The sequence below is a fragment of the Streptomyces sp. NPDC034049 genome, from assembly GCF_055575575.1.
The window spans coordinates 47,277-65,446 of sequence record NZ_JBVISJ010000009.1; the positions used below are offsets into that span (position 1 = coordinate 47,277).

Genomic DNA, 18,170 nt, shown 5'->3' on the forward strand with positions numbered 1-18,170 from the left:
TTTCGAGGAGTCCGTCATGACCGAGACCACCCCCCGCCGTCCCGTCCTCGAACCCGCCGCCGCGGCCTTCGCGGAGGCGACCGCGAACCCGCCGTACCTCTTCGACCTCGGTCCCGTCGAGGGCCGCAAGGTCGTCGACGAGGTGCAGTCGGGCGACATCGACAGGCCGGCCGTGGACGAGGAGTGGGTGACCGTGCCGGGCGGGCCCACCGGCGAGGTCAGGGCGCGTGTCGTCCGCCCGGCGGGCGCCCGGGGCGTGCTGCCGGTGATCCTCTACATCCACGGTGCGGGCTGGGTCTTCGGCAACGCCCACACCCACGACCGGCTGGTGCGCGAGCTGGCCGTGGGGGCGCGGGCCGCCGTGGTCTTCCCCGAGTACGACCTCTCGCCCGAGGCCCGCTACCCGGTGGCCGTCGAGCAGAACTACGCGGTGGCCCGCTGGATCGTCGCCGAGGGCGCCGACCGTGACCTGGACGCAGGCCGGATCGCCGTGGCCGGTGACTCCGTCGGCGGCAACATGACCGCCGCGCTGACCCTGATGGCCAAGGAGCGGGGCGATGTCCCGCTGGTCCAGCAGGTGTTGTTCTACCCGGTGACCGACGCCGCGTTCGACACGGGCTCCTACCTCCGGTTCGCCGAGGGCTACTTCCTGCGGCGCGACGCCATGCGGTGGTTCTGGGACCAGTACACGACCAGCGAGAAGGACCGCGCCGAGATCACCGCCTCACCGCTGCGCGCCACCACCGAGCAGCTCAAGGGGCTCCCGCCGGCCCTCGTGATCACCGCCGAGGCCGACGTCCTGCGCGACGAGGGCGAGGCGTACGCGGACAAGCTGCGCGAGGCCGGGGTGCCGGTCACCGCCGTGCGCTACCAGGGCATCATCCACGACTTCGTGATGCTCGACGCCCTGCGCGGGACACAGGCCGCCGAGGCCGCCATCGGGCAGGCGGTCGCCACCCTGCGCACGGCGCTCGGCACCGACTGAGCGGATGGCGGGGGAAAGCGGCCGACCCCGGCCGGGAGTGGTCCCGGCCGGGGTCGGCGTCATGCGGATGCGAGGGCTCAGGCGAAGTTCGCCAGCGCCTCGTTCCAGGTGGCCGACGGGCGCATGACCGCGGCGGCCTTGGCCGGGTCGGGCTGGTAGTAGCCGCCGATGTCGGCCGGCTTGCCCTGGACGGCGATCAGCTCGTCCACGATCTTCTGCTCGTTCGCCGTGAGGGTCTCGGCGAGGGGCGCGAAGGCCTTGGCGAGGTCGGCGTCCTCGGTCTGGGCGGCCAGCTCCTGGGCCCAGTACAGGGACAGGTAGAAGTGGCTGCCGCGGTTGTCGATGCCGCCGACGCGACGCGAGGGGGACTTGTCCTCGTTGAGGAAGGTCGCCGTGGCGCGGTCCAGGGTGTCGGCGAGGACCTTGGCCTTGTTGTTGCCGGTGGCCGTCGCGTACTGCTCCAGGGACGGCACCAGGGCGAAGAACTCACCGAGGGAGTCCCAGCGCAGGTAGTCCTCCTTGACCAGCTGCTGGACGTGCTTCGGGGCGGAGCCGCCGGCGCCCGTCTCGAAGAGGCCGCCGCCCGCCATCAGCGGGACGACCGACAGCATCTTGGCGCTGGTGCCCAGCTCCAGGATCGGGAAGAGGTCGGTGAGGTAGTCACGCAGCACGTTGCCGGTCACCGAGATGGTGTTCTCACCGCGGCGGATGCGCTCCACCGACAGCTTGGTGGCCTCGACCGGGGCGAGGATACGGATGTCCAGGCCCTCCGTGTCGTGCTCCGGCAGGTAGGCGTTGACCTTGGCGATCAGGTTGGCGTCGTGGGCGCGGGTCTCGTCCAGCCAGAACACGGCCGGGTCGCCGGTGGCGCGGGCGCGGGTGACGGCCAGCTTGACCCAGTCGCGGATCGGGTCGTCCTTGGTCTGGCAGGCGCGGAAGATGTCGCCGGCGGAGACCGTCTGCTCGATCACCACGTTGCCGGCCTGGTCGACGAGGCGGACCGTGCCGGTGGTCGGGATCTCGAAGGTCTTGTCGTGGGAGCCGTACTCCTCGGCCTTCTGCGCCATGAGGCCGACGTTCGGGACGGAGCCCATGGTCGAGGGGTCGTAGGCGCCGTTGGCGCGGCAGTCGTCGACGACGACCTGGTAGACACCGGAGTAGGAGGAGTCCGGGAGCACCGCGAGGGTGTCGGCCTCCTGGCCGTCCGGGCCCCACATGTGACCGGAGGTGCGGATCATGGCCGGCATCGAGGCGTCGACGATGACGTCCGACGGAACGTGCAGGTTGGTGATGCCCTTGTCGGAGTCGACCATCGCCAGCGCCGGGCCCTCGGCCAGCTCGGCGTCGAAGGAGGCCTTGATCTCGGCGCCCTCCGGCAGGGCCTCCAGGCCCTTGTAGATGCCGCCCAGACCGTCGTTCGGGGAGAGACCGGCCGCGGCCAGCGTCTCGCCGTACTTCGCGAAGGTCTTCGGGAAGAAGGCGCGCACCACGTGACCGAAGACGATCGGGTCGGAGACCTTCATCATCGTGGCCTTGAGGTGCACCGAGAACAGCACGCCCTCGGCCTTGGCGCGGGCGACCTGCGCGGTCAGGAACTCGCGCAGCGCGGCGACGCGCATCACGGAGGCGTCGACGACCTCGCCGGCGAGGACGGGTACGGACTCGCGCAGCACGGTGGTGGAGCCGTCGTCGCCGACCAGCTCGATCTTCAGGGAGCCGGCCTCGGAGATCACCGCGGACTTCTCGGTGGAGCGGAAGTCGTTCTCGCCCATGGTCGCGACGTTCGTCTTGGAGTCGGCGGACCAGGCGCCCATGCGGTGCGGGTGGGTCTTGGCGTAGTTCTTCACCGAGGCGGGGGCGCGGCGGTCGGAGTTGCCCTCACGCAGGACCGGGTTCACGGCGGAACCCTTGATCTTGTCGTAGCGGGCGCGGATCTCGCGCTCCTCGTCCGTCTTCGGGTCGTCCGGGTAGTCCGGCAGCGCGTAGCCCTGGCTCTGCAGCTCCGCGACGGCGGCCTTCAGCTGGGGGATCGACGCCGAGATGTTCGGCAGCTTGATGATGTTCGCCGCGGGCGTCTTGGCCAGCTCGCCCAGCTCGGAGAGGGCGTCGGGGATGCGCTGGCCCTCCTCCAGGTACTCCGGGAAGACCGCGATGATGCGTCCGGCCAGCGAGATGTCGCGGGTCTCGACGGAGACGCCGGCCTGCGAGGCGTACGCCTTGATCACGGGCAGGAACGAGTGGGTCGCCAGGGCGGGCGCCTCGTCTGTGTGCGTGTAGATGATGGTCGAGTCAGTCACCGGGTGCTCCGCTCCACGTCTGCAACATTGCTCGACATCAAGATATCTCGTGCGGGGGGCGGACTCGACAGGGGTCGGTGCGTGTGGGGCGCGCCACGGATTCTTCTCGCCCCCGCCGCCCCTACCCGTCCCTCCCCAGGGGCTGCGCCCCTTCGACCCCCAGCCGCGGGTCCGGTGGGGCTTCTCGCGCAGTTCCCCGCGCCCCTGAAAGGCCTGTGGCCATTTCATGGGGGCGCGGGAAGCGCGAAGCTACGGGGTGACCTCGATCGAAGCCTCGCGCTGGTGGGGGATCTCCACGCTCCCCCCGCCTGTCTGGAGCGTGATCGCCCGGCGCGGTACCGGCACGCTGATGCCCTCCGCCCGGTACCGCTTGTGCAGGCGCTTGATGAACTCGTGCTTGATCCGGTACTGGTCGCTGAACTCCCCGACCCCGAGGATCACGGTCATCCCGATGCGCGAGTCGCCGAAGGTGTGGAAGCGGACGGCCGGCTCGTGGTCGGGGACCGCGCCCTCGACCTCCTTCATCGTCTCGGCGATGACCTCGTTGGTGACCCGCTCCACGTGCTCCAGGTCGCTGTCGTAGCCCACGCCCACCTGCACCAGCAGCGTCATGTCCTGCTCGGGCTGGTTGAAGTTGGTCATGTTCGTGCCGGCGAGCTGACCGTTGGGGATGATCACCAGGTTGTTGGAGAGCGACTTGATCGTCGTCTGACGCCAGTTGATGTCGACGACATAGCCCTCCTCGCCGCTGCTCAGCTTGATGTAGTCGCCGGGCTGGACGGTCTTGGACGCGAGGATGTGGATGCCCGCGAAGAGGTTGGCGAGGGTGTCCTGGAGGGCCAGGGCCACCGCGAGACCGCCGACGCCGAGGGCGGTGACCAGCGGGGCGATCGGGATGCCGAGGGTCTGGAGGATCACCAGACAGCCGATCGCCAGGACCGTGACCCGGGTGATGTTCACGAAGATCGTCACCGAGCCCGCGACCCCGGCCCGGGACTGGGCGAGCGTGCGCACCAGACCGGCGATCACCCGGGCCGACGTGACCGTGGCGACCAGGATGAACAGCACCGTCAGGGACTGGTTCACGTTGTGCTGCACGGTCTTCGTCAGCGGCAGCACCGCCGCCGAGGCCGCCGCGCCGCCGACGAACGCGCCCCAGGGCACCAGCGAGCGCAGCGTGTCGACGATGACGTCGTCACCGCCCCAGCGGGTCTTCGTCGCGTGACCGCCGAGCCAGCGCAGCAGCAGCCGCAGCAGGAACGCGGCCAACAGCCCCGCGACCAGGATGATTCCGGCCACGAGGCAGTCGTCGAGGGTGAGGGTCCGGGTCATCGCTCGCCTCCCGAGGGACGCGGGGAGCGGCCGGGGAACCGTATGTCGTGTCCCGAGGGCCGTATGTGATGTGTCGTCACCTTGCCACCTGCTCGAATCCGGAGTGCGTGTACTCGCCTGCCCGGACGCGTGTACGACGCCCGGCGCGACCGCTCATCCTGCCGTATCCGCACGCCTGATCGGCACCGCACCTGCGCGGATCGGCCGACGACAGGCTCCGCGCCCGGGGGAATGTCCGGATGTGCTCGGCGGTACGCCGGCCTCCTCAGATCACCTTCAGCCGGACCAGCGCACCGAGCGTCAACGCCCCCGGCAGCAACGGCAGCCAGACCGTGATCACGCGGAACGCCAGCACCACCGCGGTCGCCACGGCCGCCGGGCCACCGGCCGCCACCAGGGCGACCACGAGCGCGGCCTCGACCGACCCGAGGCCGCCCGGCGTCGGGACGAGGGCGACCGCCACCGTGGCGGCGAGATAGGCGAGCGCCATGTGCGTCACGGGGATGTCGAGCCCCAACGCCAGCCCCACGGTGACCAGGACACCCGCTTGGAGCGCCGGGAACGCCAGCGAGCCACCCCACAGCGCCAGCACCCGCGCCGGGCGCGCGTGCACCGCTCGGGCCTCGCCCAGCGCGGTGCGTACGAAACCGAACACGGCCGCACGCAGCCGTCGTATCAGGAACACCACGGCCACGGCGCCGCACCCCACGACGACGGCCGTGACGAGCAGGGGAGTCGAGGTGCCGACGGGCAGGAGCGGGCCGAGACGCAGCGCCCGGGGGAACGCCATCAGCAGGGCCAGCAGCAGACCGACCCGTGCGACGGACTCAGCCAACAGATACAGCGCGAGCGCCGCCGACGCACTGGCCGCCGACACCCCGCACACCATCATGAACCGCAGGTTCACCGCACTCGCGCCCAGCCCCGTCGGCAGCAGATGATTCGCCGCGCCCGCCGCGAACTGGGTGGCCAGCAACCGCCGCACGGGCAGCCGCTCGACGAGCGCCCCCTGCCGGGTCACAGCCGCCGCGACCCAGGTCAGACACGTCACACCGACCGCCGCGACCAGCCACGGCCACCGCGCGGTGGCCAGATGGGTGAAGCCCTCGACGAGCACGGAACGGTGTCGCACGGCCACCACCAGGACCAGCGCGAGGGGGAGCAGACAGAGGATCCGCCGTACCGGAACGCGCCTGGTGAGTGGTCGGGGAAGCTGTGTCGCTGTCACACCGGAAGAGGCTCTCCGCACCCGGCCAACAGCGGGTTGCGGGCACGGGGACGGCCGTTGACCGGTGGCGGACTTCCATCGCGCTCCGGCGTGCGCCGAAAAGCGCTTGACCTCAAGTTTGGTCGAGGTCCTAGCGTCGTCCGCATGAGTATGGAGACCACCGCCTGGACCCAGCTGCAGGGCATGATGACCGCCCAGCAGCACAGCCGCCCCCTCGCCCGGACCACGCTACGGCGTATCGGCGCCTTCGCCCGTCCACATCGTCGCCGTATCGCGTGGTTCGTCGGCCTCAGCGTCGTGACCGCGCTGCTCGCCGTGGCGACGCCCGTGCTCGCGGGGAACGTCGTGGACGTGATCGTCTCGGACGGGGACGAGAACCTCGTCGTCCGCCTTGCCGTGCTCATCGCCGTCATCGCCGTCGCCGAGGCGGCGCTCGGCCTCGTGGCGCGACGCCTCTCGGCGACGCTCGGCGAGGGGCTCATCCTCGATCTGCGAACCGCCGTCTTCGATCATGTGCAGCGCATGCCGGTCGCGTTCTTCACACGTACTCGTACGGGAGCGCTCGTCAGTCGTCTCAACAACGACGTCATCGGCGCCCAACGCGCCTTCAGCAACACCCTGTCCGGAGTCGTCGGCAACCTGGTCACGCTGCTGCTGACCCTCGCCGTGATGCTCACCCTCTCCTGGCAGATCACCCTGCTCTCCCTCGTCCTGCTGCCCGTCTTCGTGGTCCCCGCCCGGCGCATGGGCCGGCGCATGGCCCGGCTTCAGCGGGAGGCGGCCGATCTCAACGCGGCCATGGGGACTCGGATGACCGAGCGCTTCTCCGCGCCCGGCGCCACCCTCGTCAAGCTCTTCGGCCGGCCCGACGACGAGTCCGCCGAGTTCGCCGAACGGGCCCGCCGGGTACGGGACATCGGCATCCGTACCGCGATGGCGCAGTCGGCGTTCATCACCGCCCTCACCCTCGTCTCGGCCCTCGCGCTCGCCCTGGTGTACGGCCTCGGCGGCTGGTTCGCGCTGCGCGGCACCCTGGAAGCCGGCGCGATCGTGTCCCTGGCGTTGCTGCTGACCCGGCTGTACGCGCCGCTGACGGCGCTGGCCGGGGCGCGCGTCGAGGTCATGAGCGCCCTGGTGAGCTTCGAGCGCGTCTTCGAGGTACTGGACCTCAAGCCGCTCATCGAGGAGAAGCCCGACGCCCGCGAGGTCCCCGAGGGCCCGGTGGCCGTCGAGTTCGACGACGTCCGCTTCGGCTACCCGTCCGCCGACAAGGTCTCCCTCGCCTCACTGGAGGAGGTGGCCTCCCTCGACACCCGGGGCGGCACCGAGGTCCTGCACGGCGTCTCCTTCCGTGCCGAACCCGGCCAGACCGTCGCCCTCGTCGGCTCCTCGGGCGCCGGCAAGTCCACCGTCGCCCAACTGCTGCCCCGGCTCTACGACGCGGACGCGGGCACGGTCCGGATCGGCGGCGTCGACGTACGCGACCTCAGCGCGGCCTCGCTGCGCGGCACCCTCGGCATGGTCACCCAGGACGGCCACCTCTTCCACGACACCGTCCGCGCCAACCTGCTCCTCGCCCGCCCCGACGCCGGCGACGACGACCTGTGGGACGTCCTGCGCCGGGCCCGCCTCGACGACCTCGTACGCGCCCTGCCCGACGAGCTCGACACCGTCGTCGGCGAACGCGGCTACCGGCTCTCCGGCGGCGAACGCCAGCGCATGACGATCGCCCGGCTGCTCCTGGCCCGCCAGCGCGTCGTCATCCTCGACGAGGCCACCGCCCACCTCGACAACACCTCGGAGGCCGCCGTCCAGGAGGCCCTCGCGGAGGCGCTGGAGGGCAGGACCGCCGTGGTCATCGCCCACCGCCTGTCGACCGTACGGACCGCCGACCAGATCCTCGTCGTCGAGGCGGGCCGGATCGTGGAACGCGGCCGGCACGAGGAACTGCTCGCGGCGGACGGACGGTACGCGGAGCTGTACCGGACCCAGTTCGAGAGGGCGAAGGCCCACGAACCCGGGGCGGAGACAGCGGTGGCGGCGGCCCGGTGACCGTGCCGTCCCCGGCGGGTCAGCCCTCGACGCCGGTGCTCGTGTGGGCGGCCCCGACCGGTTTGGACTCCGGGGAACCGCGCTGGCGCAGATAGATCGAGAGGATCGCCATGGAGGCGATGGCGAGGAACTCGGACTGCCAGTTCTGCAGCGTACGGTTCCAGAAGTCGGCCGAGGCGACATACGTGGACCAGCTGTCGGGAGCCTGGAGCTGCCGCAGCTGTTCCTCGTTGTACGCCGCCACGCCCGTGATCGACTGCGCCAGCCACGACAGCACGAACACGGTCCCCATGACACAGCCCAGCGAACTCGCGTACACCTTGAGCCGCAGGCCGCCGGCCGCCGCCCAGCGGGGTGAGTCCGGGCGGGCGTGCGGGCCCACCCGCTGATCCTCGTCCGATTCCACCCCGCTGACGTCCGGGTGCTTCGACTCGGGCGATCCGCGCTGCACCAGCCAGACCGTCAGGAAGACGTACAGGAAGAACTGCAGGTACTCGGACTGCCAGTTCTCCGTCACGTCGACCGCGAAGTCCGACGAGGTCACGTACTCGCCGAGCGAGACCCGCTGGAGGTCCTCCGCCGCGAGCTGGTTGTCGAAGTCGGCGTGACCGGCGATCGCCTGACCGACCAGGGCGAGGACGAACAGCGTCAGGAAGACGAGCCCCAGACCGTTGTCCCGCGCGAACCGCCGTACGGACCCGGTCATCGGTGCAGCACCCCCAGTGTGACGCAGTAGGCCAGACCGCCCGCGATCACCAGCAGGCACAGGACGAACATCACGCGCACGACGTTCTCACCCGCCCTTCAGCAGACACCGGTAGGGCCGCTCCGGACGCGGGGTGCACCCGGCCGCGACCACCTTCCAGCCGTCGGAGAAACGCGACAGGAACAAGGTGTCGGCCGGGAACTCCACCCGGGCCCGGCGTCCGGCGACATCGACGCCCCCGACCTCGTCGTCCGCCGCCGCGACGAACGGAACGTCCTCCTCCAGGACGGCCTCCTCGCACGGTGTCCCCGAGGACTGTTCGACCTCGTCCCGGACGCCCGGCGCCAGCACCGCGCACACGGCGGCCCCGTCCTCCGCGCCCAGCGCCCGCTCGAAGTCGAGGGCCGCGTCCCGGGCTCCCATCCGCCGCTCCTCGACCGATCCGCAGCCGGTCGTCAGCAGCAGGACGGCACCCGCCGCGACCGCGCCTCGCCACCGCCAGGGCATCCGGGGCCTCCCGTCGGGTCGTCCGCGCACATGTCGACGGACGGTAACCACGCCGCCGGACCGCGCCCGGGTGCCGCGCGGCAGGCCGTGCCCGCCGTCCCCCGGCCGGGGCAACCGGCGCTACGACCCCTCCAAGCCCGCGCCCGTGCCCGCGCCTCGGTCCCCGTCCACCGGCAGCCGGTAGACGGCGAAGGCACGCCGGATCACCGGCTGGGCGACATTGCGCACCCGCACCCCACCGCTGGTGATGCCGTGCTCGGTGCCCAGATGGGCGTGGCCGTGAACGGCGAGATCGGCGCCGGACTCGTCCATCGCCTCGGCCAGCAGATAACTGCCCAGGAAGGGATAGATCTCCAGCGGCTCACCGACGAGCGTGTCCGGTACGGGGGAGAAGTGGGTGAGCGCGATCCGGACCACGCAGCCGTCCTCGGCCAACTCGTCCAGCGCCCGGCGCAGTCCGTCCGCGAGCCCCCGAGTGTGACGGACGAACGCCTTCATCTCGGGTTCGCCGAACTCGCTGCCGCTCCGCCCGGCGAAGCCGCCGCCGAACCCCTTCGTGCCGGCCACCCCGACCCGTACCCCGTCGACCCGGACGACGGTCCCCTCGCCCTCCAGCACGGTCACCCCCGCGTCCCGCAGCACGGCCGTCACGTCCTCGGGCCGCTCGGCGTGGTGGTCGTGGTTGCCGAGGACGGCGACCACCGGCACCGGCAGCCCCGCCAGCTCGTCGGCGACGACCCGCGCCTCCTCCGGTGTGCCGTGCCGGGTCAGGTCCCCGGCGAGCAGCAGCAGGTCGGCGTGGTCGGGCAGGGTGTCGAACGCCGGGCGGAGCAGACCTCGGCTGTCCGGCCCCAGATGGATGTCCCCGACGGCCGCGACCCGGATCACGACAGCTCCTCGGGACGGTCCGGCGCGGTGACGTCGGCCAGCGTGATGTCCGCCCGCACGGGCACACCCGGCAGCTCCTCCGCCGCCAGACGCAGGATCACCTCACGATCGGCCACGGTGGACGCCGTGCCGGTGATGTGCACCGCGTCGCCGCGCGCCTCGATCCGCATCCCGAGCTCGGCCAGATCGCTCCGGGCGAGCCGCTCCTCCAGATGGGCTATGCGGTACTCGGTGTGGGCCGGCGGGTGTGCGGCGCGGTGTCCCGGGCCGTCCGCCGGCGGGTGCTCATGTTCTGTCGCCATCGCCGGTCTCCTCCGGCTCGATCACGTTGAGGCGCTCCAGCAGGAAGAGGAACGCGGCCGGCATCGGCTCGGCACCGCACTCGTGCCGCACCCGGCCCCAGTCGATCTTCTCGCGCAGGGTGCGGGCGATCGGCAGCACGGCACCGAAGTCGCAGTAGTGCTCGGAGAACGCCAGGAGACGCCCGACGAGCAGATCCGTCGCCGCCAGCACGGGCATCCACACGGACTGGACCGACAGCACCTCCGCCCGGTCCAGCAGTTCGCGGCTGACCGGGGCCCGGGACGGCCGGAAGATCAGGTCGACCTCCTGGCCCTGGCTCCGGGTCTTCAGCAGCCAGTCCTCGGGCGGCTCCACCACGGTCAGCCCCGCGGCCTCCAGGGTGGCGGTGACCGCCTCGATGTCCTCCGGCAGCACACAGAAGTCGACGTCGTGCTGGAGCGTCCCCGGGCCGCCGTGGGCGTACACGGCGACGCCGCCCGCCAGCGCGAAGGGATGCCCACCGGCCTTGAGCAGCGAAGCGACCTCCTTGGCCGCTTCGAGGATGGCCTGGGTCCGATCGGGAGGGAGCCCGTCGTCGTCCGGGCCGGCGAGATCGCCCATGCCTTCAACGATAGTGCGACCCCGGCCGATGGCCAGATGTGCGGGTGCGTGGCCTCAGCCTGAGTCGTCGCGGCAGGCCGAGCGGTGGCGCTCCGGCACGGTGGCGGGCCGGTGCCCGAGGAGGGAGGCATCGGCGGTGGAGCCCTCCGCTCAGCGGGTGGAGAGCTCGACGTCATGACACCGGAGCGCGGCAACCTCTCCGGCGTCTCCCCGGGCGTCCTCGAAGCCGTCGCCCGCGCTTTCCAGCTCGACGAAGCCGAACGCGCGCACCTGCTCCATCTGGCCCGGACCGCCGACGAGCTCAGGGGGCGTAACCCTCGCCGGCTGACCCCGATTTCGCGTGCCGGCTGCCGTGGCGACAACTCGCGCTCACTTCATGGGGGCCGCGTCGCGGCCAACCGAGGTATGGGCCGACGGCGGCCACCGGAGCGGCATCTTCACGCACGGCGGCCTGAGCATCGACGTGGAGGTCGTGCGGTGACCCACGGACCAAGGGTTTCGATCCGCTGCCCGAGCGGTGGGTGATCGAGCGCACCTTCGGTCGGCTGAGGCAACACCGCCGTCTGGCGCGGGACTGCGAAGCCCTGCCGCAGAGGTCCTCGCATCGCAGCCCCCGTGGGCACAGATCCGTCCCTGTGAAGGTGCTCTTCCCACGCTGACAGGTTCTCTGGGCCGCTGCGAGCGTAGCGCCTGGAAAGTGGCTCTGACCTCGGTGAATGGAACGCGTTCCGCGCACAAAGATGCGTCAGTTCGTCGTTGACCGGCCGTCCGAGGCAGGGCCAGGGTGGTGGAGCCGGATCGGATCGGCGATCTCCCGTTCCGGGTCACCGAACTGCGTGAAGGAGGCTGTGATGCTCCAGACAGACATCCGTGAACACTACGAGCTCGTGGAAGACCGCGAAGCGGCTGCCGCCGCCACGACCGCATCCGCCACGACCGCATCCGCCACGCCGAAGGCACCGGCGGAAAGCGGCGAACTCTTCTTCCAGTGCTGCCTCTGGTGCGGCACTCCGGCCTACCGCCGCTCGTTCTGCCGTGCCTGCGGGTCCGTGACGTTTCGACGCGAACGCAGCGCCGGCGACGGGGTTGTCGTTCGGCGCCACGGCCAGGTCCCGCACAACACGTGGTTCGTCGCGATGAACGAGGGCTTCAACCTGCTCTGCCGGGCCACCGACACGGCGTCGGTCGCCGTCGGATCGAGGGTGAGTGTCGTACGGGCCGTCGCTCCCCTCGGTCAGGGACTTCCCGTCGTCGAACCCACCCGCCCGCCGGCTTGCGAGCGCCGCTGGTGAGGGGAACGACCGGGACGAAGCCATGCGCGAGCGAAGGACGGACGATCAGAGAGGAGGGTGCGTGAGCACCCAGCAGAATGCGCCGGTCGGATGGGCCGACGTTGTCGCGGGGGCCGGGCGTGGCGCGCTGGACGGACTGCGCGTCGCCGACTTCTCCCGGGTTCTCGCGGGGCCCTATGCCACCATGCTCCTCGCCGACCTCGGGGCGGATGTGGTGAAGGTCGAACGGCCGGGCATCGGAGACGACACCCGGGCCTGGCACCCGCCGGCGGACCACGACGGCACGTCGACCTATTTTCTCGGCGTCAACCGGAACAAGAGGTCCGTGGCACTGGACCTGACGACCGACGTCGGCCGCGAACAGGCCCGCGCCCTGGTCGCCGAGTCCGACGTGCTCGTGGAGAACTTCCGTCCCGGAACGATGGAACGACTCGGACTCGGCCCTGGCGAACTCCGCGCCCGGCAACCGGGGTTGGTCTACTGCTCGATCAGCGGTTTCGGCGGCGGCGCGGGCGCGACGATCCCTGGATACGACCTGCTGGTGCAGGCCGTCGGCGGTCTGATGAGCGTGACCGGCGACGTGGCAGGGGAGCCGATGAAGGCGGGCGTGGCCCTGGTCGATGTGATCACCGGCCTGCACGCTTCGCTGGGCATCCTCGCCGCCCTCCGGCACCGGGACGCCACCGGGGAGGGACAGCTCGTGGAGGTGAACCTGCTCAGTTCGCTGCTGTCGGCCCTGGTCAACCAGGCGTCGGCCTTCGTCGTCGCCGGTGTGGTGCCCAGTCGTATGGGCAACGCGCATCCGAGCATCGCACCGTACGAGACCTTCCCGGCCGCCGATCGTCCGATCGCCATCGCGGTGGGCAACGACCGGCAGTTCGCGGCGCTCGCCGACCTCGTCGGGGAACCGGGGCTCGCGCTCGACGACCGTTTCCGCACCAATGCCGACCGGGTCGCACACCGCACAGAACTGCGGGACATCCTGACGCGGCGGCTGAGCGCCGCCGGGGCCGACCACTGGTCGGCCGTCCTCCTGGCCGCCGGGGTGCCCGCCGGCCCGGTCAACACCCTCGACGAGGCATTCGACTTCGCCCAGAAGCTGGGCCTCCCCGGCATCGTCGACATCCCCGCCGACGGAGCGGTGGGCAGGTCCTTCCGCCAGGTCGCCAGCCCCATCACGCTGAGCGACACGCCCGCGCGCTACCGCCTGCCGCCACCGCGCCTCGGACAGCACACCACCGAGGTTCTGCACCGCCCCCGCGAACACACCTCCGCGCCGGAAGAACCGGCCGACTGACCCCCGGCGCGGTACATGACCGAACTGATCACCACGAACCCAGGAGCTTCACCATGAACGGCGCCAAGCCGATGAAGGACCCCCTCGACCTGCTCGACCTCTCCTCCACCCTCACCGACGAGGAACGCGAGATCCAGGCCACCGTCGCCAAGTTCCTCACCGACCGGGTGCGCCCGCACATCGGCGAGTGGTTCGAGAACGCCCACTTCGCTCGTGAACTCGCCCCGGAACTGGGCAAGTTGGGCGTGCTCGGCATGCACCTCGAAGGCTACGGCTGCGCCGGGACGAACGCGGTCAGCTACGGCCTCGCCTGCCTGGAACTGGAGGCCGCGGACTCCGGCTTCCGCAGCTTCGTCTCCGTGCAGGGCTCGCTGTCGATGTTCTCCATCTGGAGGTGGGGCTCGGAGGAGCAGAAGCAGGAGTGGCTGCCCCGGCTTGCCGCCGGTGAGGCGATCGGCTGCTTCGGCCTGACTGAACCCGACTTCGGCAGCAACCCGTCAGGGATGCGTACCAGGGCCGTCCGTGACGGCGCCGACTGGATCCTCAACGGTTCCAAGATGTGGATCACCAACGGCGGCATCGCCGATGTGGCGACCGTCTGGGCGCAGACCGAGGACGGAGTCCGCGGCTTCCTCGTCCCGCGCGGTACTCCCGGCTTCACCACCCAGGACATCAAGCAGAAGATGTCGCTGCGCGCGTCCATCACCTCGGAGCTGTACTTCGACAACGTACGACTGCCCGACTCGGCGCGACTGCCGCTCGCCGAGGGCCTGCGCGGACCGCTGTCCTGCCTGAACGAGGCCCGCTTCGGCATCCTCTTCGGCGCGGTCGGCGCGGCCCGCGACTGCATTCAGGCGGCCATCGAGTACGGCGACTCCCGGGTGCAGTTCGACAAGCCCATCAGCGCCTTCCAGCTCACCCAGAAGAAGCTCGCCGACATGAGCGTCTCCGTGGGCAATGCCGCGCTGCTCGCCGTCCACCTCGGTCGGCTCAAGGACCAGCACCGCATCCGGCCCGAGCAGATCAGCGTCGGAAAGCTCAACAACGTTCGGGAGGCGATCGCCATCGCGCGGGAGTGCCGCACGATCCTCGGCGCCAACGGCATCTCCCTGGAGTACTCGCCGCTGCGCCACGCCAACAACCTGGAGTCCGTCCTCACTTACGAAGGCACCAGCGAGATGCACACCCTGGTCGTCGGGCAGGCGATCACCGGCTACCCGGCTTTCCGGTGACCGCCCGGACTGAAGGAAGACGACCGTGAACATCGTCGTACTCGTCAAGCAGGTCCCGGGCACGGCTGCCGAACGCACGCTCTCCGAGTCCGATCACACCCTTGACCGCAAGGACGCCGACCTCGTCCTGGACGAGATCAACGAGCGCGCCACCATCCAGCACCTCGCCGGTATGCAGACCTCCAAGACGATCGTCGCGGTCAACAAGGACCCGGAAGCCTCCGTCTTCGGCCTGGCCGACTACGGCGTCGTGGGTGACCTGTTCGCAGTGGCTCCCCAGCGCACGCGGGACGTGACGGCCCGCCGCGCCGGCAGCTGACGCGAGCCCGCCCCGACGTGCCGAGGCGGAGCTGCCGGCCCGTCACCCATGGTGAGGGCCGGAGCTCCGCCTCGGCCGTCGGCTCGTCAGGCGGCCAGGCGCCGGAACCGGCTGCCGTGGAACACCAGCGGTTCCCGGTCGGGATCAGCCCTCAGCCCGTGGATCTCCAGCAGGACGATGGTGTGGTCGCCGCCGGGGAGCTCGGCATGGACCGAGCAGTCCAGCCAGAGGTTGGCACCGTGGATGTACACGCCGCCGTTCTCGCCGTTCTCCCAGTCGACGCTCGTGAACCGGTCGCCGTCCCGGCCGGCCAGCGAGCGGCAGACCAGATCCTGTCCCTCGGCCAGGACGCTCAGACCCAGCCGGACCTGTCCGCGCAGCTTCGGCCAGGTCGCCGAGGTGTCCTGGACACAGACCGAGACCAGGGGCGGTTGAAGAGACACCGGCGTGAACGTACTGGCGACCATGCCCACCGGCGTACCCGCATCGAGTGCGCACAGAGCCGTCACCCCGGACGGGAAGCAGCCGAACGCCTGGCGCAGCACGGCGGGATCCGTAGGCGTCGTCACGAGCGGGCTCATCGGACGTCCTCCAGACCCGACAGGACCGCGCCCAGACGCCGCAGCGAGCCGTTGTTGCCGGCCACGTGCTGGGAGACGCAGCGGACGTCGCGCCAGCGCCGCTGCATGGGGTTCGAGCTGTAGAGCCCGGAGCTGCCCGACAGCGTCATGATCTCGTTGAGGATCCGGATGCCCTCGTGGTGGATGTGCTGGTGGCCGCCGGTGTGACCGAACCACTCGGTCGGGGTGGGCTCGTCTCCCGCGAGCGCTCGGTTCATGACCGTGCGGCCGGTCTGCTCAAGGAGTGCCCACAGCGCGGCGGTGCGCAGATGCAGCTCGGCGAACTTCTCCTGGAACACCGGGTCCTCACCGATGACCATCCTCGGATCGAACGCCGGCCGCTTGGTGACGGCCAGATCCGCGAGGTCGCCGAGCGCACCGTCGAGACAACCGATGATGACGGCGTCGTGCGAGGCGCCGGTGGCGGCGTACGGCAGGCCGTAGAAGGGCGCGGGGATGTGGTTGTCGCCCACCAGCGGCCCCGTGAAACGCTCGGGAACGAAGACGTCGTCCATCGTGAAGTCGGTGCTCTGCGTGGCTCGCAGGCCCACCGCGTCCCAGGTGTCGAGGAACGTGGCCTGCTCGGGCCGGAGCAGCGCGACACGCATGTCCGGGCGGCCGTCCGGCAGCGGGGGAGCGCCGTCGACCACGAAGCCCGCCAGCAGCCAGTCCGGGGTGAACGAGCCGCTGGCCAGCGGCCAGCGCCCACTGAGCCGGTAGCCGCCCGCCACGGGGGTCGCTCTGCCCTTGGGGGCTATCGCCCCACGGAGCATCAGGTCGGCGCCGTCGCCGAACACTTCTGTCTCAAGCGTCTCCCGCGGCAGCGATCGTACGAAGAACCAGGCCATCGAGGCCGCCTGAACGGTCCAGCCGGTCGACCCGTCGGCCCGTGAGATCTCCCGGACCACCCGAGCGCTCCGCACCAGGTCGAGCTGCTCGCCGCCCCATGCCCTGGGCAGGCTCATCCGGAACACACCGGCCTCGCGCAGAGCGGCGACGATCTCCGCGGGAACGGCCCGGGCCTCCTCGGCCTCGGCTGACCGTGCGGCGATCTCGGGTAGATGCGCACGGACGCGGCTGAGTACGCCGTCATCGCTTGCCCAATCGTTGGGCGAGTTCGCTTCGAGCAACGTCGTCATGATCGATCCTTGGGGATGTGTGCGGTCGGGGAGCGTCCGGGCCGCTTCGTGGCTGATGGAGGATGCCTCACACGGTTTGCGCGGAACGGCCGTCCCGGTGAGAGAACGGCGGCCGTTCCGGGACGGTCGGCGTGGACGGGGAAGCGTCGCCCGTGGCCGTACCCGCCCGCCTTCGCGGGGGCGTCCGTGCTCGTCCTGCACGAACGCCGTACGAGGCGCCTCGGTAACTGCTCGCATGATGCGGGGCCGAACGAAGGTCCTGCTTGTGTCCGGGAGCACAGGTAATTTGCGTGCCTGAGAACACTTACGGAGCCGTTTGCGGATCGCCCCGGAGGATTTACCATTCCTCGCCAGGAGTGCCGTCCGAGCCCGTTCCCAAGGGGCCGAACGCACCGGGAGGAGAGCCGCATGCCCCGGATCACGACGCCCAGCGACGGCACGGACACCGAGCGGCTGGAATGCTGGCGGAACGCCGTGAGCGAGAACCTGGTGCCCCTGGAGGTCCTGCCCCGCGAGAGCACCGACTTCAGGGCGTCACTGCACGCCGTGAGGGTCGGCCAGGTGCAGATGTCGGTCATCTCGGCCGCACCGCACAGAATCGCTCGTACCCGTCGGCACATCGCCTCCGACGCCCCCGACTTCTTCCAGCTCACGCTGCAACTCACCGGACAGGGCGTGCTCACCCAGCTGGACCGTCAGGCCCGGATCGGCCCGGGCGAACTGGTCATCTACGACACGCGCCGCCCCTTCACCTACGATCTCGACCAGTCCCACACCGGCCTCGTCCTGATGTTCCCGCAGAGCATGCTGCAGTTGACGGAACGTGACCTGACGCGTGTGACGGCGACGCCGGTGCCCTGCCACGACGGCCTCGGACAGGTGGTCCTGCCCCTCCTGCGAGGGCTGGCGCGTCAGATGGAGCACCTGGAGGTTAGGGCCACGCCACGGCTCGTCGACAACGTCGTCGACCTGATCGGCACCCTGCTCGTGGAGCGCGCCGACGTCGTTCGGACATCCGAGGCGGACGGCTCGGACCGGCTCACCGAGCGGGTACTCGTGCACATGGAGCAGCGGCTCGCCGATCCCGGGCTGAGCCCCGAGGGGATCGCGGCAGCCCACCGCATCTCCCGTCGCTACCTCTACAAGTTGCTGGCGGCGCGGGGGTACACGGTCTCGGGCTGGATCCGGGAACAGCGTCTCGCCCGGTGCCGCCGCGACCTCGCCGATCCTGCCCTGGACCACCTGCCGGTCGGCGCGGTCGGCGGGCGCTGGGGTTTCGCGGACCCGGCCCACTTCAGCCATGCCTTCAAGGCGGCGTACGGCATGAGTCCCCGGGAGGCGCGCGGGGCCCGTCGATGACATCGGCCGGCGGC

The 18,170-nt window shown here is 70.8% G+C and carries 16 protein-coding genes and 3 pseudogenes; 9 read left to right on the top strand and 10 right to left on the bottom strand.

Features of this window, described 5'->3' with window-relative positions; all coding sequences use genetic code 11:
- The first annotated feature begins 16 nt into the window (after nt 1–16).
- Nucleotides 17–985: an alpha/beta hydrolase gene (locus ACZ52C_RS25170; protein WP_469076864.1), complete on the top strand. Its 969-nt coding sequence runs from the start codon at nt 17–19 to the stop codon at nt 983–985.
- 77 nt (nt 986–1,062) lie between these two features.
- Here ACZ52C_RS25170 and ACZ52C_RS25175 read toward each other — a convergent pair whose 3' ends face one another.
- The 3 genes from ACZ52C_RS25175 to ACZ52C_RS25185 form a co-directional block, all read right to left on the bottom strand.
- Nucleotides 1,063–3,282 carry an NADP-dependent isocitrate dehydrogenase gene (locus tag ACZ52C_RS25175; RefSeq protein ID WP_469076865.1) on the bottom strand — a complete coding sequence of 740 codons (2,220 nt, stop codon included), beginning with the start codon at nt 3,280–3,282 and terminating at the stop codon, nt 1,063–1,065.
- 249 nt (nt 3,283–3,531) lie between these two features.
- Complete coding sequence (locus ACZ52C_RS25180; protein WP_469076866.1) at nt 3,532–4,614, bottom strand: mechanosensitive ion channel family protein; 1,083 nt, start codon at nt 4,612–4,614, stop codon at nt 3,532–3,534.
- A 265-nt stretch (nt 4,615–4,879) separates the two neighbouring features.
- Entirely contained in the window at nt 4,880–5,842 is a 963-nt protein-coding gene (locus ACZ52C_RS25185; RefSeq protein ID WP_469076867.1) for a lysylphosphatidylglycerol synthase transmembrane domain-containing protein, read from the bottom strand.
- A 150-nt stretch (nt 5,843–5,992) separates the two neighbouring features.
- Here ACZ52C_RS25185 and ACZ52C_RS25190 point away from each other — a divergent pair, with 150 nt between their 5' ends.
- A complete protein-coding gene (locus ACZ52C_RS25190) occupies nt 5,993–7,894 on the top strand; it encodes an ABC transporter ATP-binding protein (RefSeq protein WP_469077163.1) in 1,902 nt (633 codons plus the stop codon).
- 19 nt (nt 7,895–7,913) lie between these two features.
- On the opposite strand, the gene ACZ52C_RS25195 is transcribed toward ACZ52C_RS25190, so the two are convergent.
- The 5 genes from ACZ52C_RS25195 to ACZ52C_RS25215 form a co-directional block, all read right to left on the bottom strand.
- The gene (locus ACZ52C_RS25195; RefSeq protein WP_469076868.1) at nt 7,914–8,600 is read right to left on the bottom strand and encodes a DUF6766 family protein; all 687 of its coding nucleotides are present in this window, start codon (nt 8,598–8,600) and stop codon (nt 7,914–7,916) included.
- Nucleotides 8,601–8,687: 87 nt separating this feature from the next.
- Complete coding sequence (locus tag ACZ52C_RS25200) at nt 8,688–9,107, bottom strand: hypothetical protein (RefSeq protein ID WP_469076869.1); 420 nt, start codon at nt 9,105–9,107, stop codon at nt 8,688–8,690.
- Between the two features lie 120 nt (nt 9,108–9,227).
- A complete protein-coding gene (locus ACZ52C_RS25205; protein WP_469076870.1) occupies nt 9,228–9,995 on the bottom strand; it encodes a metallophosphoesterase family protein in 768 nt (255 codons plus the stop codon).
- A complete protein-coding gene (locus ACZ52C_RS25210; RefSeq protein ID WP_469076871.1) occupies nt 9,992–10,297 on the bottom strand; it encodes a hypothetical protein in 306 nt (101 codons plus the stop codon). The genes ACZ52C_RS25205 and ACZ52C_RS25210 overlap by 4 nt, the downstream gene beginning before the upstream one ends.
- Nucleotides 10,281–10,898, bottom strand: a complete 618-nt coding sequence (locus tag ACZ52C_RS25215; protein ID WP_469076872.1) for a nucleotidyltransferase family protein — start codon at nt 10,896–10,898, stop codon at nt 10,281–10,283. The genes ACZ52C_RS25210 and ACZ52C_RS25215 overlap by 17 nt, the downstream gene beginning before the upstream one ends.
- 183 nt (nt 10,899–11,081) lie before the next feature.
- Here ACZ52C_RS25215 and ACZ52C_RS25220 point away from each other — a divergent pair.
- The 6 genes and pseudogenes from ACZ52C_RS25220 to ACZ52C_RS25245 form a co-directional block, all read left to right on the top strand.
- Nucleotides 11,082–11,195 (top strand): annotated as a pseudogene (locus ACZ52C_RS25220) (transcriptional regulator); the annotation flags it as partial.
- Between the two features lie 191 nt (nt 11,196–11,386).
- A pseudogene (locus tag ACZ52C_RS25225) lies at nt 11,387–11,485 on the top strand (IS5 family transposase); the annotation flags it as partial.
- Nucleotides 11,486–11,749: 264 nt separating this feature from the next.
- Nucleotides 11,750–12,190, top strand: coding sequence for a PhlB family protein (locus ACZ52C_RS25230; RefSeq protein ID WP_469076873.1), 441 nt, complete (start codon nt 11,750–11,752; stop codon nt 12,188–12,190).
- Between the two features lie 61 nt (nt 12,191–12,251).
- Nucleotides 12,252–13,487 (top strand): CaiB/BaiF CoA transferase family protein, encoded by a 1,236-nt coding sequence (locus tag ACZ52C_RS25235; protein ID WP_469076874.1) that lies wholly within the window; start codon nt 12,252–12,254, stop codon nt 13,485–13,487.
- 53 nt (nt 13,488–13,540) lie between these two features.
- Complete coding sequence (locus ACZ52C_RS25240; RefSeq protein WP_469076875.1) at nt 13,541–14,719, top strand: acyl-CoA dehydrogenase family protein; 1,179 nt, start codon at nt 13,541–13,543, stop codon at nt 14,717–14,719.
- 154 nt (nt 14,720–14,873) lie between these two features.
- A pseudogene (locus tag ACZ52C_RS25245) lies at nt 14,874–15,038 on the top strand (electron transfer flavoprotein subunit alpha/FixB family protein); the annotation flags it as partial.
- A gap of 86 nt (nt 15,039–15,124) precedes the next feature.
- Here ACZ52C_RS25245 and ACZ52C_RS25250 read toward each other — a convergent pair.
- Both ACZ52C_RS25250 and ACZ52C_RS25255 read right to left on the bottom strand, forming a co-directional pair.
- On the bottom strand, nt 15,125–15,619 hold the full coding sequence (locus ACZ52C_RS25250; RefSeq protein ID WP_469076876.1) for a flavin reductase family protein: 495 nt from the start codon (nt 15,617–15,619) through the stop codon (nt 15,125–15,127).
- Nucleotides 15,616–16,797: an acyl-CoA dehydrogenase family protein gene (locus ACZ52C_RS25255; RefSeq protein WP_469076877.1), complete on the bottom strand. Its 1,182-nt coding sequence runs from the start codon at nt 16,795–16,797 to the stop codon at nt 15,616–15,618. The genes ACZ52C_RS25250 and ACZ52C_RS25255 overlap by 4 nt, the downstream gene beginning before the upstream one ends.
- A gap of 408 nt (nt 16,798–17,205) precedes the next feature.
- Between ACZ52C_RS25255 and ACZ52C_RS25260 the strand changes: the two genes are divergently transcribed.
- Complete coding sequence (locus ACZ52C_RS25260) at nt 17,206–18,156, top strand: AraC-like ligand-binding domain-containing protein (RefSeq protein WP_469076878.1); 951 nt, start codon at nt 17,206–17,208, stop codon at nt 18,154–18,156.
- Nucleotides 18,157–18,170: the final 14 nt, after the last annotated feature.